This window comes from Brevibacillus sp. HB1.4B (assembly GCF_013284285.1).
GTDB lineage: Bacteria > Bacillota > Bacilli > Brevibacillales > Brevibacillaceae > Brevibacillus > Brevibacillus porteri.
Map to the genome: position 1 here is coordinate 40,488 of NZ_JABSUT010000002.1, position 21,639 is coordinate 62,126.

At 46.7% G+C, this 21,639-nt stretch carries 20 protein-coding genes; all 20 read right to left on the reverse strand.

Annotated features, from left to right (window positions below):
• Positions 1–77: 77 nt before the first annotated feature.
• The 20 genes from rny to HP398_RS04545 all read right to left on the reverse strand — a co-directional run bounded on the left by rny (position 78) and on the right by HP398_RS04545 (position 21,535).
• Positions 78–1,619, reverse strand: a complete 1,542-nt coding sequence (gene rny / locus HP398_RS04450; protein ID WP_017249258.1) for a ribonuclease Y — start codon at positions 1,617–1,619, stop codon at positions 78–80.
• Positions 1,620–1,890: 271 nt separating this feature from the next.
• The gene (locus HP398_RS04455) at positions 1,891–2,532 is read right to left on the reverse strand and encodes a RecX family transcriptional regulator (protein ID WP_017249259.1); all 642 of its coding nucleotides are present in this window, start codon (positions 2,530–2,532) and stop codon (positions 1,891–1,893) included.
• Positions 2,533–2,601: 69 nt separating this feature from the next.
• Entirely contained in the window at positions 2,602–3,660 is a 1,059-nt protein-coding gene (recA, locus tag HP398_RS04460) for a recombinase RecA (protein WP_017249260.1), read from the reverse strand.
• Between the two features lie 167 nt (positions 3,661–3,827).
• Positions 3,828–5,417 (reverse strand): DEAD/DEAH box helicase, encoded by a 1,590-nt coding sequence (locus tag HP398_RS04465; protein WP_016743381.1) that lies wholly within the window; start codon positions 5,415–5,417, stop codon positions 3,828–3,830.
• Between the two features lie 8 nt (positions 5,418–5,425).
• On the reverse strand, positions 5,426–6,670 hold the full coding sequence (locus HP398_RS04470) for a competence/damage-inducible protein A (RefSeq protein WP_173621989.1): 1,245 nt from the start codon (positions 6,668–6,670) through the stop codon (positions 5,426–5,428).
• 107 nt (positions 6,671–6,777) lie between these two features.
• A complete protein-coding gene (pgsA, locus tag HP398_RS04475) occupies positions 6,778–7,353 on the reverse strand; it encodes a CDP-diacylglycerol--glycerol-3-phosphate 3-phosphatidyltransferase (protein ID WP_017249262.1) in 576 nt (191 codons plus the stop codon).
• A complete protein-coding gene (gene rimO / locus HP398_RS04480) occupies positions 7,354–8,700 on the reverse strand; it encodes a 30S ribosomal protein S12 methylthiotransferase RimO (protein WP_173621990.1) in 1,347 nt (448 codons plus the stop codon).
• 111 nt (positions 8,701–8,811) lie between these two features.
• A complete protein-coding gene (locus tag HP398_RS31330; protein WP_017249264.1) occupies positions 8,812–9,711 on the reverse strand; it encodes a helix-turn-helix domain-containing protein in 900 nt (299 codons plus the stop codon).
• A gap of 12 nt (positions 9,712–9,723) precedes the next feature.
• Positions 9,724–10,503 (reverse strand): YmfK family protein, encoded by a 780-nt coding sequence (locus tag HP398_RS04490; RefSeq protein WP_016743377.1) that lies wholly within the window; start codon positions 10,501–10,503, stop codon positions 9,724–9,726.
• A gap of 107 nt (positions 10,504–10,610) precedes the next feature.
• A complete protein-coding gene (locus HP398_RS04495) occupies positions 10,611–10,880 on the reverse strand; it encodes a DUF3243 domain-containing protein (RefSeq protein WP_017249265.1) in 270 nt (89 codons plus the stop codon).
• 100 nt (positions 10,881–10,980) lie between these two features.
• On the reverse strand, positions 10,981–11,718 hold the full coding sequence (gene ymfI, locus HP398_RS04500; protein ID WP_173621991.1) for an elongation factor P 5-aminopentanone reductase: 738 nt from the start codon (positions 11,716–11,718) through the stop codon (positions 10,981–10,983).
• A 7-nt stretch (positions 11,719–11,725) separates the two neighbouring features.
• Positions 11,726–13,018 carry an EF-P 5-aminopentanol modification-associated protein YfmH gene (gene yfmH, locus HP398_RS04505; RefSeq protein WP_173621992.1) on the reverse strand — a complete coding sequence of 431 codons (1,293 nt, stop codon included), beginning with the start codon at positions 13,016–13,018 and terminating at the stop codon, positions 11,726–11,728.
• A 1-nt stretch (position 13,019) separates the two neighbouring features.
• Positions 13,020–14,315: an EF-P 5-aminopentanol modification-associated protein YfmF gene (gene yfmF, locus HP398_RS04510; RefSeq protein WP_173621993.1), complete on the reverse strand. Its 1,296-nt coding sequence runs from the start codon at positions 14,313–14,315 to the stop codon at positions 13,020–13,022.
• Positions 14,316–14,523: 208 nt separating this feature from the next.
• Entirely contained in the window at positions 14,524–14,679 is a 156-nt protein-coding gene (locus tag HP398_RS04515; protein ID WP_167385121.1) for a hypothetical protein, read from the reverse strand.
• Between the two features lie 53 nt (positions 14,680–14,732).
• Positions 14,733–15,917: a stalk domain-containing protein gene (locus tag HP398_RS04520; RefSeq protein ID WP_173621994.1), complete on the reverse strand. Its 1,185-nt coding sequence runs from the start codon at positions 15,915–15,917 to the stop codon at positions 14,733–14,735.
• Positions 15,918–16,045: 128 nt separating this feature from the next.
• Positions 16,046–17,005 (reverse strand): ABC transporter permease, encoded by a 960-nt coding sequence (locus HP398_RS04525; protein WP_017249270.1) that lies wholly within the window; start codon positions 17,003–17,005, stop codon positions 16,046–16,048.
• On the reverse strand, positions 17,005–18,078 hold the full coding sequence (locus HP398_RS04530; RefSeq protein ID WP_173621995.1) for an ABC transporter permease: 1,074 nt from the start codon (positions 18,076–18,078) through the stop codon (positions 17,005–17,007). Before HP398_RS04530 ends, HP398_RS04525 begins: the two co-directional genes overlap by 1 nt.
• Entirely contained in the window at positions 18,071–19,612 is a 1,542-nt protein-coding gene (locus HP398_RS04535; RefSeq protein WP_017249272.1) for an ABC transporter ATP-binding protein, read from the reverse strand. Before HP398_RS04535 ends, HP398_RS04530 begins: the two co-directional genes overlap by 8 nt.
• A gap of 93 nt (positions 19,613–19,705) precedes the next feature.
• On the reverse strand, positions 19,706–20,752 hold the full coding sequence (locus HP398_RS04540; protein ID WP_017249273.1) for a BMP family lipoprotein: 1,047 nt from the start codon (positions 20,750–20,752) through the stop codon (positions 19,706–19,708).
• A gap of 57 nt (positions 20,753–20,809) precedes the next feature.
• Positions 20,810–21,535 carry a GntR family transcriptional regulator gene (locus HP398_RS04545; protein ID WP_017249274.1) on the reverse strand — a complete coding sequence of 242 codons (726 nt, stop codon included), beginning with the start codon at positions 21,533–21,535 and terminating at the stop codon, positions 20,810–20,812.
• Positions 21,536–21,639 lie beyond the last annotated feature (104 nt).

A 21,639-nucleotide genomic window follows, 5' to 3' on the forward strand; every position in this document is an offset into this window, starting at 1 on the left:
TAGAAAACTTGACTTCGTCAAACATTTGGTGTGTCCTTCGTTGCGCTACAAAAAAAGTAAAGTGGCACGCAGCCACTTTACTTTGCATACTCAACTGCCCGTGTTTCACGGATAACCGTTACTTTAATATGACCTGGGTAGTCAAGTTCATTTTCAATTCGTTTCGTGATATCCCGTGCCAGACGGGTAGCTTCCGCATCGTCAATCTTATCAGGTTGAACCATCACGCGAATTTCGCGTCCTGCTTGAATCGCATAAGACTTTTCTACGCCATCGAACGACTCAGAGATCTCTTCCAGTTTCTCCAAACGTCTGATATATGTTTCCAATGTCTCACGGCGTGCACCTGGGCGTGCGGCAGACAGAGCGTCAGCAGCTCCCACGAGCATAGCAATGACGGAAGTTGGTTCGGTATCACCGTGATGAGACGCAATACTGTTCACTACTACGTGATGCTCATTGTACTTCTTAGCCAGTTCAACACCGATTTCAACGTGTGAACCTTCTACTTCATGGTCAATTGCTTTTCCGATATCATGCAGCAAACCTGCACGTTTGGCCAGCTTCACATCTTCTTTCAGTTCTGCCGCCATTAAACCGGCGAGATGTGCCACTTCCATAGAGTGCTTCAGTACGTTTTGACCGTAGCTTGTACGATAACGCAAGCGTCCGAGAATCTTGATCAGATCTGGATGCAAGCCGTGAACGCCTGTTTCAAACGTTGCTTGCTCACCGTATTCACGGATTCGCTCGTCTACTTCGCGACGTGCTTTTTCCACCATTTCCTCGATGCGAGCTGGGTGAATGCGGCCGTCTGCGACCAGTTTATCTAACGCTGTCTTGGCGATTTCCCGACGAATCGGATCGAAGCCAGACAGGATGACTGCTTCTGGAGTATCGTCAATAATCAGATCGATACCAGTCAACGTTTCCAGGGCACGAATGTTACGTCCTTCGCGTCCGATAATACGTCCCTTCATCTCATCATTTGGCAACGTAACCACAGAAACGGTTGTTTCTGCTACGTGGTCTGCTGCACAACGTTGAATGGAGGTCGTAATGATCTCACGAGCACGCTTGTCCGCTTCTTCCTTGGCCTGAGTCTCAATCTCCTTGATCATCACAGCCATTTCGTGACGGACGGTATTCTCCACATCAGTCAGAATGATCGTCTTCGCCTCATCCTGCGTCAAGCCGGAGATTCGTTCTAGCTCTGATACTTGTTCTTTATATAAGTGCTCTACCTTGCTTTGCAGTTCTGCGATGGTACGGTCACGCTCAGACAATTCTTCTTCTTTGCGCTCCAACTGTTCCATCTTGCGGTCCAACGATTCTTCTTTTTGTAGAATTCGTCGTTCCTGACGCTGGATCTCATTGCGTCTCTCACGCAATTCGGTTTCCGCTTCGGATCGAAGCTTGAACACTTCATCCTTTGCTTCCAGCACCTTCTCCTTCTTAACGGCTTCGGCGTCCCGTTTAGCTTCCTCCACGATCTGTCGTGCAGCTTCTTCTGCACTGGAGATCTTCGCTTCCGCAATCGATTTACGAGTGAAGTAGCCTGCACCCAAGCCGATCAGCAGGGCAACGAGCACAATGACAACAGTAAGTATAGGATCCATAGGCTTTTTCGTTTCACCTCCTTATTGTAAGACATCTCCCCGCTTTCCAAGCATTTGTTTTCCATGGAGTGCTCTCACATTTGAACATTCGGCTAAAAAACAAGACCGATTTACTCGGTCCGCTGAATCCGTACAGCTTTCGCACGGTTTTTCAGTTGTTTCATAGGCAACGAGTGAGCAAATCACAAAAGTTATGATACACCAAGTAAATACAAACCTATTTTATTATTTGTGAACAAGAATTGTCAAGATCATGCAAATAGAGTTGGCCCTAACTATCGCTTCTATGACGCAATTCTTCACGCATTTGTTGAATGATCGCATGGGAGAATCCCTTGCGCATCAGCATAGATAGCAGCTTACGCTCTTCATCGGGGTTCGGTGCACCCTCTATACGCCGCGCCTTCTTCTCTATCAATGCGCGGGCAGCATCTAGTTCAGCCTGCCTAGACACGCCACGTACTGCGTCCTCTACAATCGCTCTGTCCACTCCACGCTGGGTAAGCTCCATACGCAGCATATACGGGCTCCTCGGCTTCAAACGCAATCGCTCGTCTACCCATTGCTTCGCAAATGCTTCATCATCGATGTAGCCGTGATCCTTGCAGCGCTGGCATATCTCTTCTGCAATCTGTGGCGAAAATCCCTTTTCTATCAAATAGGAATGCAGCTGACTGCTTGTTCGCGGGCGTATGCCGAGATATCGCAATGCACCTAAATACGCTTTATGCTTTTCTTCTGCTATCAGGACTTCTCGGCAAAAAGCTTCATCTAATTCTGTTCCCTTAAATAGGTTGTACTTTACCAGTATGTCTTCGTGTACGGTAATGGCATACTCGCCTTCGACATCGATATGGTAGCGTTGCTTTTGTTTGATATCTCGATGAACGGCAGTGATCAGGCCGCTCTTCATGATGATTCACTCCTTCGCAAAGCTAAAATAACAGCCTGTCTCATCGACAGGCTGCTCTTCTACTCTTCATTACTCCAGATCAAATGTAGGCTCTTCATCTTGCTCTGGGTCATTTACTGCTTCACCTTCTGGAACAGAACCAGGGTTTAGGCTGAAGTATTCGCGCACCTTTGTTTCAATCTGTGATGCAATGTGCGGATTTTCTTTCAGGAAGACTTTCGAATTCTCTCTACCTTGGCCGAGACGCTCCTCATTGAAGGAGTACCATGCACCACTCTTTTGAACCACATCGATCTCGGAACCGATGTCGAGAATGCTACCTTCTCTGGAAATACCTTCGCCGTACATGATATCCACTTCAGCAACCTTGAATGGTGGTGCTACTTTATTTTTGACGACTTTGATCTTCGTCTTGCTTCCCAAAATGTCGTTGCCAACTTTGATAGATTCCGCTTTACGAACGTCCAAGCGAACACTCGCGTAGAACTTCAAAGCGCGTCCACCCGGAGTTGTTTCTGGGTTACCGAACATAACTCCCACTTTTTCACGAAGCTGGTTGATGAAGATGGCAATCGTTTTGGACTTGTTGATGGCTCCGGACAGCTTGCGGAGTGCTTGGGACATCAAGCGTGCTTGCAAACCTACGTGGGAATCTCCCATCTCGCCTTCGATCTCTGCTTTTGGTACGAGTGCCGCAACGGAGTCGACTACGATAATGTCTACCGCACCAGAGCGCACCAGTGCTTCCGCGATCTCCAAAGCTTGCTCACCAGTGTCTGGTTGGGACAACAGCAATTCATCGATGTTCACACCCAGCTTCGCAGCGTAAACCGGATCCAAGGCATGCTCAGCATCGATAAACGCAGCTTGTCCACCCTGTCTTTGAACTTCTGCGATGGCATGAAGCGCTACTGTTGTTTTACCAGAAGACTCTGGTCCGTAAATCTCAACAATCCGTCCGCGTGGGAACCCACCCACACCAAGTGCAATATCTAGAGCAAGTGCACCGCTAGAAGCCGTAGAAATCTGGATGTTGGATACTTCTCCCAACTTCATAATGGAACCTTTTCCGAATTGCTTTTCTATTTGACGCAATGCACTCTCCAAAGCTGCGCGACGATCTGACAAATGGTACACACCCTTTCAATTTTCGCATCTCTTTTGCTTGTCTTCATCATACCTCGAGACAGAAGTGTTTGCCAAGTATTTTTTGCGAACAAATATTCGCATCGCAAAAAAGCAGCCATTTCCTGGTTGTTCCCAGAGAAATGACTGCTTTGTGTAATACTCTCTAATTAGGAACGCTTCGCTCCGCGAGGCTTTGCAGGCTCCAGATTGATTCGTTTTCCGTTGATACGTGTTTGACGCAGTGACTCATATACGAAAGCAGCTACCTCTTCTGGAACCTCAACAAATGTGAAGTTCTCGAAAATATCGATGCGACCTACTGATTTTCCTGGGATACCCACAGATTCAGAGATCTCGCGTACCAGATCCTGTGGCTTCATGTTCGCATTGCGGCCTACGTTCAGGAAGAAGCGAACCATGCCTTTTGCTGCGCCTGTCTCACCAAAGTTGTACGCTTCTACTTCCTGCCCTTGTCCCGCTTCGGTATGGAATGCCAGGTGTAATGCAGCAGCTGCTACTTTTTCAGCCGGGTATTGACCTACGAGAGCATCCGCTACTTTTTGATACATATCCGCGATTGCATCGCTTTCCAAAAGGCTAGTCAATTGTTCACGCAATTGCTCTTGTTTGCGCTCAGCCACTTCCTCCAGGGAAGGAACATTGCGAGAGAGCACTTGTGCTTTTGTCTGCTTTTGGATAAACATCATTTGTCTTACTTCACGCGGCGTAACCAGCGTCATCGCAATTCCTTTGCGACCTGCGCGACCAGTACGGCCAATACGGTGTACGTAGCTCTCAGAGTCTTGTGGAATATCGTAGTTGATTACGTGAGAGACGTTTCCTACGTCGATACCGCGTGCTGCTACGTCAGTCGCGATCAAGAATTCAATCGAGCCCTCACGGAACGCATTCATGACCTTGTCACGTTGTGCCTGTGACAAGTCACCATGCAATCCGTCCGCAAGGTATCCGCGGGATTGCAGCACTTCAGACAACTCATCTACGCCGCGCTTAGTGCGGCAGAAAATGATACCCAGCTCGACATCCTCACTGTCCAAGATGCGGCAGAGGCTCTCTACTTTGTTACGGTCAAACACTTTGTAGTATACCTGTTCGATCAATGGTGCCGTTACTTCTTCACGGCTAACCGCGATCGTTTGCGGTTGTTTCATGTAACGGGTAGCCAAACGCTTGATTTCTGGCGGCATCGTCGCAGAGAACAGCAAGGTTTGACGCTCTTCCGGCATATGTGTGATGATCGTCTCGATATCTTCGATGAAGCCCATGTCCAGCATTTCATCCGCTTCATCCAAAACGAGTGTATGTACGTGATCCAGCTTCAATGTTTTTCGGCGCAAGTGGTCCATAACACGGCCAGGAGTACCTACAACGATTTGTACACCTTGGCGCAGTGCACGAATTTGATGTCCGATCGATTGTCCGCCATAGATTGGCAGCGTACGAACTTTGTTATATTTCGAGATGCGCAAGAGCTCTCCCGCAACCTGGATAGCCAGCTCACGAGTTGGGGTCAGCACGATCGCTTGTACACGATTGGCAGGCGTAATCTTTTCTACAAGTGGAATCCCGAATGCAGCAGTCTTACCAGTACCTGTCTGTGCTTGACCAATCAGGTCTCCGCCATCCAGAACTTTAGGAATGCAAGCTGCCTGAATCGGTGATGGCTCCTCGAAACCCATATCGTGAATCGCTTGCAGAATAGATTTATGTAAAGGAAAATCGGAAAAAATCGTCATGAAAAAAATCACCTTTCTTTTTGCATTTGCAGCGCATAAAACAACGCGTATTTAGCGGCACGCCCAACGATTGCATGCCTTCTTCCGGCAAGGCGGAGCTCTTTTACAACTGTAGGCATTCCTTCTGCCGCGATCCCTACGTAAACAAGGCCAACAGGCTTGCCCTCGGAAGGATCGGGTCCAGCCACTCCCGTAACAGAAATCCCGTAAGTAGCCCCCAGCTTTTCTCGTACATGTTCAGCCAGCAATTGAGCTGTTTTCTCACTGACTGCCCCATCTGCTTGCAAAATGGAATCAGGTACTTCGAGCAGCTGATTTTTCACTTCATTGGTGTAGCAGACTACCCCTCCACGAAACACTTGCGAGCTTCCCGGCACTGAGGTAATCAACGAGGCAATTGCTCCTCCTGTGCAGCTTTCTGCACAAGCAATCGTCTCATTTCTCTTTTTTAGCTCAGAAACCAGCACATCATGCAGCGACGAATTCTCACCCATCCCGTACATATACTGGCCAACACGGCTGAGAATTTCTTTTTCTACAGGTAAGATTAGGGCTTCCCCTTCTTCGACTGTAGCAGCTCTTGCCGTAATCCGCAGCGTTACTTCGAATTCTTTGGCGTATGGCGCGATCGTTGGATTGTCCTGCTTTTCGATCAGATCGAGCAGTTTTTCCTCCAAGGCGGATTCGCCTATTCCGTAGAACCGGAGTACATGAGAATGAAACACTTGTTTTTCTGGGAGCAAATCGTTCAAGTAAGGCATCACGTAATTCTCCACCATTGGATACAGCTCGCTTGGTGGTCCAGGCAACAGCACGAACGTACTACTGTCATGACGGATCGCCATCCCCGGCGCCATCCCGAAATCGTTGGAGAATACATGGCTGCCAGAAAGCACCAGCGCCTGCTTACGATTGTTCTCCGTCATGACAATCCCACGTTGCAAAAAGAATTTTTCAATTCTCTCCATGGCCTCTGGATTCGTTTCCAATCCAATGCCTACATGCCCCGCCAAGGTTTCTTTCGTCAAATCATCTTGAGTCGGCCCTAGCCCACCCGTGAAAATGACGAGATCAGATCGCCCTGATGCCAATCGAATCACTTGTAGCAATCGCTCCGTATTGTCTCCCACAACCGTATGAAAGTAAACTCCCACGCCAATTTCCGCCAGCTTCTGAGAAAGAAACTGTGCGTTGGTGTTAGCGATCTGGCCTAGCAAAAGTTCGGTACCTACCGCAATAATCTCCGCTCTCATCTTCCTCATCCATCCTCTTTGAGAGTAGAAAAGCCTCTAAACTAATAGTTTATCACTTGCAAACGCTCAAGAGAAGAGTCTTGTGAAAAAAGAGACCAATACCCGCATTACGAGTATTGGATCACGTTACGATTTTTCGCAAAGTAGTCGTACCCGGAGTAAATCGTGATGATCACCATCGCCCAAGTAGCTACTTCGTCGAACGGAATGCCGAAGAACTCAAATGGGAAGTTGCGAATCATAACAGCCGTAATCGCTACGATCTGCACCCATGTTTTCAGTTTACCCAATGCACTCGCAGCAATTACCTGTCCTTCTGCCGCTGCAACTAGTCGTAGACCCGTTACCGCAAACTCCCGGCTGATAATGACAATCGCAATCCACGCTTCCAGACGTTGCATCTCTACAAGTGAAATGAGTGCTGCGGAAATCAACAGCTTATCAGCAAGCGGATCCAAAAACTTCCCCAAGTTCGTCACGATTTTATTTTTCCGTGCAATATAACCGTCGAGTCCGTCCGTACTGGCTGCTAGGATAAACACCAAAGCCGCAATCAGCTCGTTATACGTCATCGTCAGGCTGCCAATCGAAAATGTCCCGATGTTGTAACGCACCAGCATAAAAAACATAACTACCGGCACCAGAAAGATCCTGGCGAGTGTGATGCGGTTGGCGAGATTCAACTAGACTACCTCCCCGGCTAAATCGTATTCATAGGAGTGTGTAATTTTTACTTTTACGATGGTGCCCAGTTCGCCTTTAAAACCTGTGACGAATACTTCACCATCGATTTCCGGAGCGTCATACTGTGTTCGACCTACATAAATATCGTTACGTCCTTCGTAACGTTCAATCAAAATATCCAAGACTTGACCAACAAAGCGTCCGTTGCGATCTCCGGCTACTTCACGTTGAATTTCCATCAGCATGTTCGCACGTTTTTCCTTAAGCTCTTCGTCAACGTGGTCAGGCAGACGAGAAGCTGGAGTGTCATCCTCGTTGGAGTAAGTAAACACACCCAGTCGATCAAAGCGAATATCCTTCACAAACTCGCTCAGGCGCTCGAAGTCTTCCTCTGTTTCCCCTGGGAACCCTACGATCAAAGAGGTACGCAGTGCCACATCTGGAACCTGTGCGCGAATTTTTGCTACCAGCGCACGAATGTCCGTCTGTCTTCCCGGACGACGCATTCTTTTCAGAATATGGTCTTCGGAGTGCTGCAAAGGCATATCTACGTATTTGCACACTTTTGGATTGGTAGCAAAGGTGTGGATCAATTCATCCGTGAAAAATCCAGGATATGCGTAGTGAAGACGAATCCACTCGATGCCCTCGAGTTCTGCCAGGCGGTTTAAAAGTTCAGGAAGCATCAGTTTTCCATCGTAAATATCCGTTCCGTAGTTCGTAGAATCTTGTGCGATCAGGCTCACTTCTACGATACCTTGAGCAGCCAAATGACGCGCTTCTTCTACGATGGACTCGATTGTACGACTGCGGAATCCCCCACGCATCAAAGGAATCGAGCAGAACGTACAGGCGTTGTCACAACCCTCGGCAATTTTAATATATGCGGAGTATGTGCCTTCTTTTACTTTCCGCTTCACTACATCTTCGTACGTAAAAATGGGATTTCCTACAAAAATCGGTCGCTTGCCCTCTAGAGATTCTTCGATAATACCTGCAATCGACATAAAATCGCCTGTTCCGACAATACCGTCCACCTCAGGAATCTCATTCAAGATATCCTCTTTGTAACGTTGTGTGAGACAGCCTGCCACCACAAGCGATTTCAGTTTGCCGGATTCCTTCAATTCACCCATTTCCAGAATCTTATTGACGGATTCTTCCTTGGCTGCATCGATGAAACCGCAGGTATTGACGATGACCACAGTTGCTTCTTCCGGGTTATCAACCAGTTCATAACCTTTTTCATCTATCAGATGGGCCATCATGTCCGAATCAACGAGATTCTTTTCACAGCCCAGCGTAACAATCGCTACTTTTTCACGCGTGCCTACCTTCTCTGTCATCTTTTTTCCTCCAATTGGTCACACCAACCCATATTACACCTATCCAGTATAATATAAGCCTAAAGGAAGTGTCAAAAAAGAGAAAAGTACGAAAGGCAAGCATATGCTTGCCTACTGGGTGACCGCCTCTTTAACTTTCATCGTAATATTAGACGGCATTGATTTCATTTTAGACGTGTCTACCAAGACTCCGTTAACCTTCAATTCCACTACAGTCGGTTTGCCCAAACGAATATAAGCTGATTTCCCCAGCTCAATCGTTTTTTCCTGATCCTTCTTGAGCGTGCCCTGCTCAACATAAGTTTTGCCTTTTCCTTCCGAAATACCAAACCAGCTTGTTTCTGCTTTCACCTTCAAATAAACCGTGATTTTTTCTCCACCTTGCAAGGAATAATTATACATTGATCCTTGCTGCGATTCGAATGTGATGGTTGCCTGAGGAGTTTCTGTAACGGTCTCAGGTGGGTTTGTTCCTGTTTCAGGATTCGGTGTGGTAATAGAAGGAGGCTTCGGTTGTTGAGCAATCGGGGATGTTCCCGCTCCACCACCATTGCCAGGCGTGACAATCTCTGCTCCAGGGTTAACTGTTCCACCCGGCACTGGCTGAGTCATCTGATTTCCGTTGTTGTTGACGACAGCGAAATAAATAACCCCGATAATCAAGGCAATAAACAAGACGAGCAAGGTCTTGGTAACCCATCGCCCCGCTTGTAATGGATTGTTCGCTGAAGCAACTCGTCTGCGACGCAGTCGTTCTACTTGCTCTGTAGGTGGCTGGGCCGGCAAATCGGACTGAAAGTGAGTCAGGATGTGGTTCGGGTCTAGACCGACAGCTTCCGCATAACTCTTTATAAATGCACGCGCGTAAAAGTGGCCAGGAAGTACATGAAAATGACCCCTTTCAATGGCTTCCAAATATCGCCGCTGTATCTTGGTGATACGTTGGATGTCGTCGAGCGTGATTCCTTTTTCTTCGCGGGCCCTTTGTAGGACTTGACCTAGCTCAGACACAGCTGCCCCTCCTTAATTCATTTCGAAATTATCAAAGCCGCGATTGTTGATAAGCTCATATGTAATCTCTTCATCCGGATGATGACGCAGCTCAATAATGTAATGGAAATCATCAAGTTGGTACTCAGATTCCCTTACGAATATATCCGGATGCTCAATGATTTTTGCGGCAGGAAAGTTCATAATTTCCCGAAGCAAGGTGAAGTGCTTTTCTGTCGATCGCAGCGTTGAGACAATTCCATCTATCAAATATACATGATCTGTAGACATTTCATCAATGGCTAAGGAACTACGCACCGTCTGGCGCAACAAAGTAGAGGAAATGAATGTCCAACGTTTATTGGCGGATACACTGGCAGCAATCATCGATTCAGTCTTCCCTACGCGAGGCATGCCACGAATCCCGATGAGCTGATGACCTTCCTTCTTCAGAATTTCTGCCATGAAATCGACCAACAAGCCCAGCTCTTCACGAACAAAACGAAACGTTTTTTTGTCCTCGCTATCCCGTTCAATATAGCGACCGTGACGCACAGCCAAGCGATCCAGCATTGTCGGGGGACGTAACCTCGTTATGGTTATGTTGTCCATTTTTTGCACAACGTTGCGCAAAACCTCCATTTTTTCATCATCATCGGTCAAGAGCAGCATACCTCGACGCATGGTATCCACACCATTGATCGTCACGATATTAATGTTCAACATCCCCAGAATAGAAGATACGTCCCCTAAGAGACCGGGACGGTTACGGGCAATCTCATACTCCATGTACCATTCTTTCTTTGCTTCCATATGCAATCCTCTCCGCCAACCAGAATTCTCTTCTTATGTAGTATATCACGTTCGTTTCATTCGACAATCGCGAAAAGAAAAATCCCCAAAAGTAGGGGATTTGATGGCTAGCTGCCAGCGTTCGCATCATTGCGATTCTGAACAAGCTTCACCATGAGTGATGCCAAAGCTTGTTGCTGCTGTTGATCACCTGCGTCCCACAGCTGTTTCAACAGACGCTCCTGATCGTTTTTCGGGTCTACTTGCTCAGACAGATAGCTACCGATTTGATAAGCTACATTTTGAAGCGTATCGCTTTCCATCCCGGATTGTTTCGCTTGTTCTACCCGATCTCCGAGAAACGCTTTCCAGTCGCTGAAATTGTCAAGAATCGACATAGGGAAATTCCCTCCTTTTGTACGTTGCGAACAGATTTGCTGCCCACACAAAAGGTAGAATTCCATCATTTCTCGTATTTTATTCATGCATACTTCTCTTCTACGTGTACCATCCACCGTTTGGACTAATCACTTGCCCCGTCACATAACTGGAATCCGCCGAAAGCAAAAAGCGCACGACTGCGGCTACCTCATATGGTTGTCCAAGACGGTTGGCCGGAATTTCTTCCGCGATCATTTCCATTTCATCTGGAGCAAAGCGCTCCATCATTCCACCAGCAATAGCTCCAGGAGCGACTGCATTTACCGTGATTCCGTTTGGGGCCATTTCCTTTGCCAGGGCTTTTGTGAACGTATTGACTGCTCCTTTGGTCATGGAATACAGCACTTCACATGAACCGCCTGTCAGTCCCCAAATGGAAGAGATGTTAACGATACGCCCATACCTTGCGCGCAGCATGGCCGGAACAGCAGCTTGGCAGACCAAAAAAGCCGAACGAACATTAAGAGCGATGAGCTCATCGAATTTCTCGACAGTCACATCCGTAAATAAGCCGACATCATCCACAGAGGCGTTGTTTACGATCAATAATGGTGCAACCTGCATCTGAGCAAACATCGCCGTAATTTGCTGTGGATCCCGTAGATCAGCTTGGAGGATGACGTACGGAACACTCCGCTCCTGGCATTTTTGCACCAACGGCTCCAATTTTTCTTTATTTCGATTGTAATGCAGATAAAGGGGAACCCCCGCATCAATCAGGTAGGCACCGATCGCCTGCCCGATCTCTCCGGAAGCTCCCGTAATTAACGCCCACGGCGTCTCTTGCTTGAACATGAATACATTACTCCTGTGGCGAAGCGGAACGAACGATAGAAACAGCCATCTGCTCGATTAAAAAATGCTCCTTCAAACGTTTTTCCACATCTTCGCGTGTGATCGACTCCAAGGCAGGCACTACGGAAAACAGATCATTTCCGTTAAATTTGAAGCTGGTAAACTGGTTAGCGATAAACTCCACGGAGTTTAGAGAACGCAGGAAGTTTCCGATTTTTTTACGCTTCGCACGCTCAAAGTCATCTTGGGCTATACCGTTTTGCTTCAACTGTTCGATTTCTGCTTTGATCGTTTCCACTAAACGCTCTGGATCAGGTGTATCTCCACCAATGATCGTATACGCATAATCCTGCTCGCTGCTGTAGTCAAAATCAAAGCTTTCCGTAATCAGCTCACTGTCATACAAACGCTCATAGACAGCGGAACTTGTGCCGAACGCGATGTCCAATACCAGTTTAGTAGTCAACTCGCGTTTTAACAAGGCTTCCTTGGTTAGACCGTTTTCCTTTTCCTTGATTCCGATCATGCATTTGGGCAAGCCAACTGTTAGAAACGCTTCTACTTTCGCTTCCGCTGGAGCTGATGGCTCTTCTGGAAAAACGCGCGTGATTTGTGGCGCAGGAGCAAACTCCTTTGCTCCCTGATTTTCACGAATGAGCTTCATGATCGCTTCTGGTTCGAAGGAACCCACGACCAATAGGAGCATATTGGCAGGATGATAAAACGTTTCATAGCACTGATACAAATATTCTTTTGTAATATGAGAGATCGTCTCGATCGTACCCGCAATCTCAATGTTAATCGGATACTTTTGGTACATGGCCTTCAAGAGGTTCACGTACACCTTCCAGTCAGGATTGTCATCGTACATGGTGATTTCCTGGCCGATGATTCCTTTTTCCTTTTCTACACTGGCATCTGTAAAATATGGGTCCTGCACATAATCGAGCAGCAGATTCAGATTGTCATCTAGCTTATCTGTGCACGAGAACAAATAAGCCGTACGATTGAAGCTCGTGAATGCATTACAGCTCGCCCCGTTTTTACTGAATTCGTGCATGACATCCCGATCTTTCTTCTCAAACATTTTGTGCTCAAGAAAATGCGCAATGCCGTCGGGAACATTGATTTCTTCCCCGCTTCGAGTGCGGAAATGGCTGTCAATGGAGCCGTAACGCGTAGTGAACACAGCGTATGTTTTGCTGAAGCCCTGTTTGGGAACCAGATAAACTTGCAATCCATTTTGGAGAGTCTCATGATATACCGTTTCATTTACTTGTTCAAAGACAGTGGTCTGCATCTTATGCCTCTCCCTTCTTGTCCCGCAGCAGATAAATCGTGTCAATCGTCACCTTGCTTGCTACCTTCTTGATATCCTCAATGGTCGCTTGGTTGATCCCCGCCAAAAGCTCTTCGATTTTCCGAGGACGTCCACTAATCACACCATTGTACGTAAAATCAATCATCCCGCGCGCACTGTCCAACAGCTCACGGAACTGATTAGACAAAGTTGCACGCGTTTGGCTCATTTCCTCATCCGATATGGTTCCTTGTTGCATTAGATCAAGCTGCTGCTTAATAATCTCAACCGCACGTTGATATTTGCTAACATCAATCCCGGACATAATCATGAGAATCCCTTTGTGGCTCTCTAGCCTGGAAACGGCATAGTAAGCGAGACTTTCTTTTTCACGGACGTTGACAAACAGCTTGGAGTGCGGAAAACCGCCTAAAATCCCGTTGAACAAGAGCAGCGTCGGATAATCGTCATCCTTATAAGTGATCTGCGTGCGGCAACCGATGTTGAGCTTTGCTTGGTTGACATCGAGTCGATCGATCACTTCGCGCTCAGCCGATACATCCTTCGCCGTTGATGCGATCTGCAGTTCTCCTACTTGGGAACGCTCCAATGGGATATGCTTGCGAATAGCCTCGCTTACTTCCTGCTGATCAACATCGCCCACCACGAACATATTGATCGGATTTGTCGTCGTTACTTCTTTAAAATATTGATACAGCTCCTGGCCAGTGATCTTTGGCAAATCCGCTACACGACCTTGGACGAGAAGCGAGAATGGTTCACCCTTACACATTTCTTCTGTCACGCGTTGGTTCGCATACTTCATTTTGTCGTCGATCAAACTCTCCATCCGTTTTCGTAGCGTCTCTTTTTCCTGTGCCAAGTACTTTTCGGAAAAAGCGTTGTCTTGTACATACGGTCTGACGAGCATATCTCCTACGAATTCGATGGCATGCTCCAAAAGTGAGGATTCATTGGACAAATACTTTTCATTCGGTACTTCCATATAAATTTGCAGGATTTGCCGCTCGCCTTTTTTCATGACATCGACATCAAAAATGGCACCATACAGGAAATCCAAATGTGCTCGCAATAGTTTCGTTTCTGGAAAACGAGCGCTGGCACGTTTCATGACCATCGCAAGCAATGCTGTTTTCGTTACGTGCTCCTCCGATAGCGCTTGTTCAATCATCGTCACGATCGTCGTTGTCTTGAACTTTTCGGTTGGAAGGATATGTACGTTCATCCCATTGATTTGGGAGCTTTGAAAGGCAATTTCAGTTGTAGAAGCAGTCATAGTTCAATCTCCCTTCTCCATCAGCTTACTCATACTCTTCTCTATTGTAACCAATTGTCAGGGCATCAAGCATCAGAATCTTCCATTATATATCCCAGTGCTTCATCCTATGCGCTCACGCAAGTCCCGTAATACGCAAATCACAGCGCTTCCATTATATAAAAAAAGAGCAAACGCACCTTTTTACGAAGGGCGTTCACTCTTTTCCTTACATATCCATCGCATCCCAGTCTCGAGGATCATCCGATGTGCCATGCTCTTCAACAAATCGACCGCAATCAGACGAGAGACAGAGCATGCCATCCAACTGCTCATCATGAAAGGGTAAGCCGTGGCTTCCCCCACAGTACGGACAAGTCCACATACGACGGGCCTCCTTTTATTCGTGAAGGTACTCCGTAGTAGTTTGTCCAAATATTAGAGGAGACTCTCCACTTTATTTTGCTCCCAAATCCGCAAGTAATCATACGGATCGATTGCTTTCCCCGTGCTGTTACGATAGAGGCCAAAATGCAGGTGAGGTTCAAACATTCCCACTGTACCAGTTCCACCGTAGCCTGTATCTCCAACAAAACCGATCAGCTGTCCAGCTTTTATCGTTTTCCCTACATGCAATCCTGGCGCATACGCTTGCAAATGAGCGTAATACATCCGATATTGGCCATTCTCATCCGTAATGTTTACTCTCCAGCCACCATACGTATTCCAGCCCACTTTGTTGATTGTCCCATCGGATACCGAGTAAATCGGCGTTCCTTTCGGTGCCATAATGTCGATGCCCTCGTGATTACGGACACTGCCGCTATTCGACTCGGTCCACTCTCGATCGGATCCGAAGCTATCCCCATACGGCTCATATCCACTATTATCGTGGAAAGGAAACCGAAATTGTTTCCCAATCAATTGATCATCCGCATCCACAACTTTTGTGGCCATCGGATGCTCAGCTCTTTTTGCATCTTCTGGCAAATATAAAATTTGGCCCACCAGTAACTCATCAGAAGAGAGCGGGTTATTTTTTTGAATGGCACTCATGTTCGTGCCGTGGCGAGCTGCAATTTTTGATAAGGTATCTCCCTGTTGAACGACATATGGATTCAAGGAGTATTTCACACTCGCAGCCTTGTCTTCCACAGTTTTGGATTGTATGTATGCAACAGCCGACGTCTCATCCCATCGAACTTGATAGCCAAATGCCTCAGAGATAAATCGGATCGGAACAAGCGTCCGCTTATTCACAATGATTGGAGAAACATCCATCTTCAAACGTTTTCCATCTACGTTCGCAGTCTGGCTTCCAATTGTAAGGGTGATATGCTTGCCTTTTTTGTTGAGCAATACTTTTTGCGTATCTGCATCGTAGCTTACTTCTGATCCTGTTGCCTCCGCTACTACTCGTATTGGAACGAGCATGCGCCCATTTCGATGGATTGGTGATACATCTGATTGGACTCCCATTCCATCGACAACGACAGAAATGATCGGTCCTGGCTCTTTTGCTGAAACCATTCCACCGGATACTGCTATCATCAGGCAAAAAACAAAAGCGCCTAGAATCCTGTTCCATCGATAACTGCTGTACTGATGTAGACAGCGGTTCATCTTTTTCCCTCCCCACAGACAATTTGCAAATACGGATAGGACCGTTATTTGCGGACCGCAAGCAGTCACAAAAATTATCGCACAGGGGAAGTGACAGGTTCTAGACGCTAAATTTTGTCAACGAATGATTAACGCGATCCCGTATCGTAAGGTTTGCCGAGGGCCGCTGGAGCACTGGATCGTCCTACCAGACCAGCCATCACGAGAATCGTCAGTACGTACGGAAGCATGAAGATAAATTCAGTAGGAATGTAATTGGTCAATCCGAAGATTTGCACCAAAGACTTGATCGCTTGAGCGACACCAAAGAATAAAGCTGCTCCCATCGCACCCATTGGATGCCATTTACCAAAGATCAAGGCCGCAATCGCGATAAACCCTTGTCCGGAAACCGTGTTATGGGAAAAGTTACTGGTTGTCGTCAAAGAAATGGTAGCTCCACCCAACGCAGCCAGCATACCACTGATCATAACAGCTGTGTAGCGCATTCTCTTAACATTGATCCCTACTGTATCAGCAGCACGCGGATGCTCACCAACTGCACGCAAGCGCAATCCGAATGGTGTCTTGAATACAATATACCAAGTAAGGAAAACTGCAATGAAAGCTAGATAGCTCGTAGGATAAGCCTCAAAAATGGCATGTCCGATATACGGAATTTCACTCAATCCAGGAATACTGAATTTGTTAAACACTGAGTTCAATGTCGTTGTCTGACCTGCTCCGTTAAAAATAATTTTGGTCAGGTAGATGGAAAGTCCAGCTGCCAAGAAGTTCAGGGCCACACCGCTGACGGTCTGGTCCGCTTTAAACGTTACCGAAGCAACAGCATGTGGGAGTGCAAAAATAGAACCGGCAATCCCCGCTGCAATAAATCCGACCCACGGTGCCCAAGCACCAAGTGAATCTTGGAAAGCATAGGTCATTACGGCACCAGTAAAAGCACCGATAATCATCATACCTTCTAGCGCAATGTTCACGACACCAGAACGCTCGGAGTACAGTCCACCCAATGCTGCAAAAATCAAGGCAGTGGAAAACACGATGGTATCATGAACGAGGTTGCTAAGAATTAATCCCCAATCCATCAGTTTCCACCTTCCTTTTTCTTCTTCAAGATCGGCTTAATAAACATTTTCACGATGCCATGTGCAGCAACGAAGAAAATAACGGAAGCAATCACGACACGAATCAATTCAAACGGTACACCTGCACTAAATTGCATACCGCTCGCACCGAATGTGAGAACCCCAAACAATATGGCAGCAAGGATAACCCCGAATGGTGTATTTCCGCCAATCAATGCTACCGCAATTCCATCAAAGCCATAGCCAGTATGCTGCGTCATAATCGCTTGATAGTGGAATACGCCCAAAATCTCAGTAGCTCCACCAATCCCTGCAAACATACCACCAATAAACATAGCCTTTACAACATTACGATTCACGTTCATACCAGCATACTCAGAAGCATGCGGGTTCAAACCAACGGAACGCAATTCAAAACCAGATTTTGTTTTCCAAAGGATGATATAGAAGAAAATAGCTGCGAGTACGGCAATCAGTGTACCCCAGTGCAAACGAGCATTGTCAAACATTTCAGCGAGCCATCCAATGGTAATGATCGCAGAATCCTTTACCTCTTCAGATGTTTGTTTGCCTGCTGGAATAAAGAAGGCATTCATGACCCAGTTTGCAAAGTAAAGAGCTACCCAGTTCAACATAATGCTGGTAATAACCTCATTGACACCACGGGCTGCTTTCAAATAACCGGCAATGGCACCCCACAAACCACCTGCTACAGCACCTGCAATGATAGCAAGTGGAGCATGAATGATAGCTGGAAGGTCAAAAGAAACACCTACAACAGTAGAAGCAATCATCCCTACGATAAATTGACCTTCTGCCCCGATGTTAAAAAGACCTGTACGGAAAGCAAACGCTACAGCCAAACCTGTAAATATCAAAGGCGTAATTTGGCGAATCGTTTCCCCAAAGTTATACGCGTTACCAAATACTTTTTTAAGCAAAGCCATATAGGCATCGATTGGATTAAATCCACCTGCCAACATTGCAATTGCCCCAGTCAAAAGACCAAGAATGATCGCAACGGCAGGAACGAGAAACGATTCTTTCGTGAAGACCGCAATAACTCTATTCATCGTTTCCCCCTCCTTGCATTACTTTCCCGCCGGACATCATCAAGCCGAGCTCTTGCTCTGATGTCGATTTCGCATCGACAATCCCCACAATAGCTCCCTCATAAATAACCGCAATCCGGTCGGACACATTGATAACCTCATCCAATTCTAAGGAAAGCAAGAGAACTGCTTTTCCTTGATCGCGTTGATCAATTAGTCTGCGATGAATGAATTCGATAGCCCCTACGTCCAAGCCACGAGTAGGTTGAGCCGCAATCAGCAAATCCGGGTTCTTGTCCACTTCGCGGGCAATAATTGCCTTCTGTTGGTTTCCTCCCGAAAGCGCTCGTGCTGGCGTGTAAATACTCGGAGTTCGAACGTCGAATTCTTCGATAAGCTTGGCCGCATGCTTGTCAATGGCGCCATAATCAAGAAAACCGCCTTTGCAAAACGTTGGATGGAAATACGTTTCCAATACCATATTTTCACTCATGGTGAAATCAAGAACCAATCCTCGTTTATGTCGGTCTTCTGGAATGTGAGACAATCCTGATTCCGAAATGTTTCGCGGACTTTGATTCGTAATTTCTTTGCCATTAAGAAGGACACGCCCACTTGTTGCTTTACGTAAGCCAGTTAATACTTCAATCAGTTCACTTTGGCCATTTCCGTCGACTCCTGCAATCCCGAGAATTTCACCCGCGCGAACCTCTAAGCTGAGATTGTTCAGTGCATTCACACCGCGGTTCCCCATTGCAGTCAATTTCTCTACGGCCAAGATCGTATCTTTAGGTTTTGCTTCCGTTTTATCCACGCGGAAGTTTACTTCACGACCAACCATTTTTGCAGCCAAGTCGTCTGGATTCGTATCTTTTACCAAAACGGAATCAATGACTTTTCCGCGACGAATGATTGTTACCGCGTCACATACTGCCATAATTTCTTTCAGCTTATGTGTGATCAGGATAATTGTCTTACCTTCTTTTACCAAGTTATGCATGATCTCGATAAGTTCATGGATTTCCTGCGGCGTCAATACAGCCGTAGGCTCATCAAAAATCAAGATGTCCGCACCGCGATAAAGCGTTTTCAAAATCTCAACACGCTGCTGCATCCCTACTGAGATATCCTGAATTTTTGCTCTCGGATCAACTTTGAGCCCGTATTGATTCGACAGTTTTTCTACCGCTTTCTCAGCGCTTTGAATATCTATCTTCAACCCGTTTTTCGGTTCATTTCCTAGCACAATGTTTTCCGTGACTGTAAATGTTTCTACGAGCATAAAATGTTGGTGAACCATTCCGATACCAAGGTCGTTTGCAATCTTTGGACTGGTGATCTGTACAACTTTCTCGTTAATCAGAATTTCGCCTTCATCCGGCTGATATAGACCGAACAAGATATTCATGAGTGTGGACTTACCCGCGCCATTCTCTCCGAGCAGCGCATGAATTTCACCTTTACCTACGGACAGCGTAATACTGTCATTCGCAATAATGCCTGGGAACCGTTTTGTGATCCCTCTCATTTCAACCACTTTTTTTACCGAGTTCATGCATGCTCACCCCATTTTTCGGGTCTATTGTGAAGGTAAAGGACAAGGCCAGTAGCTCGAACCAGCCTTGTCCGTTTGCAGCTTCCTTAGTTTTTACTTGTCAGGAACTGTGATTTCGCCTTTAACGATTTTTTGCTTGTATTCTTCAACCAGTTTCAGTACGTCTTCAGGAACGTTCTTCGTGGAAGTGTCAGCCAGACCTACACCGTTTTCAGCCAGTCCGAGCCATTGTACTCCGCCTTTGAATTTACCCTCAGACAAGTCTTTCGCTACACGAATAACTGCTTCGTCAACACGTTTTACCATGGAAGTCAATGTGATCTCGTCGCCAAAAGTCAGGGATTGGTCTTTGTCAACACCGATTACCCATACGTTTTCGCCTTTAGCTTTACGGTCTTTTGCTTCGTTGAACACACCGTCACCTGTACCGCCGGAAGCGTGGAAGATGATGTCCACACCTTGACCGTACATAGAGGAAGCCGTAGATTTACCCATGTCTGGTTTATCAAAAGCACCAGTGTATACTTTGATTACTTGAATGCTTGGGTCAACAGCTTTTACACCTGCTTCGAAGCCAAGATCAAAGCGTTTGATTACCGGGATATCAACGCCACCAACGAAACCAACTTTTTTCGTTTTCGTCATCTTCGCTGCAACAACACCAGCGAGGAAGGAGCCTTCATGCTCTTTGAAGAGTACAGATGCTACGTTAGGAGCATCTACTTCAGCGTCGATGATCGCCAATTTTGCGTTTTTGTTTTCATCTGCTACTTTTTTCAGGTGGTCACCCATCAAGAAGCCGATACCCCAAGTCAGATCCCAACCGTCTTTTACGAATTGAGTCAGGTTTGGTACATAGTCAGCATCTGATTTAGATTGCAGATAGTTTACGTTTTCTTTCGGGAGATTCAAATCGGTTTGGAGTTTTTGCAGCCCTTCCCAAGCACTCTGGTTAAAGGAGTTGTCGTTTACGCCGCCAACGTCTGTAACCATACCTACTTTGATAGCTTTAGCAGCTGGAGCACCACCATTGCTACCAGTTTGGCCTTGAGGCTGTGCTTCTGGTTTGCTTCCGCAGCCAGCGAGAACGAGCGACAGGCTGAGTGTTGCCACAGAAAGCACGGATAGAACTTTCTTCATCTGAGATTACCCCCTGTTTTTAGTTGATGAAATTGTTGAGTGAGGTTGCCCCCACAGTTACAACCGTCTCCGTACGACATGAAAGTGAATTTTGTCAGCCCTGAAGTAATTATGGGAGTATAGCACTGGCTTTTCACTTTCGTCGTAATGAATCTGTTTGAGCAAGAGCATGGGAGCAGATTTATCGCAATGCAGCAGGTTGGAAACCTTTTCATTGTAGCCCATGGGTTCAATATCGGCTACTGCGTATGCGATCCTTACCCCTGTTACGCTCTCCAGCCATTTGAAGATAGACTCTCCACTTGCCGCATAGCCCCCGGGCACCAGATGTGCAGGAATGCGGTCCACACAATAAACCACAGGCTCACCGTCAGCCGTGCGAATTCGCTCTACTATGAGAACGCCTTCACCCGGATTTAAGGCTAGCCGCTTCCTCTCTTCTTCAGCAGATTCGCCAAAGGATGTTTTCAGGATCAAGGTTCCTGCCGTATATCCTTGACGCTCAATTGCATCCGTCACACTAAAGAGTTCCCCAATCCCGCCTGAAAAAACAGGCTTTGAATTAATAAAGGTACCTACACCGTGTCTACGAATGACAATCTTCTCTTCCTCAAGAAGTCGGAGTGCCTCGCGAAGCGTCGCCCTGCTTACACCAAGCTGTTTGGATAGTTCGGCTTCAGAAGGGAGGCGTTCACCAGGACGAAGAAGTCCGGTTTCGATATCACTCTTGATCTTGTCCATTACCAAGAGAAACAGTGATCGAACATTCCCTTTGATGCTCATCATCATTCACTCCTGCTGTCCTTCAGCCATCCCAACAGGTAGGACGTCAGACCTCTGATTCGTATGAGACTTAAATAACAACAATTTCCGTCAATCTCTTAAAA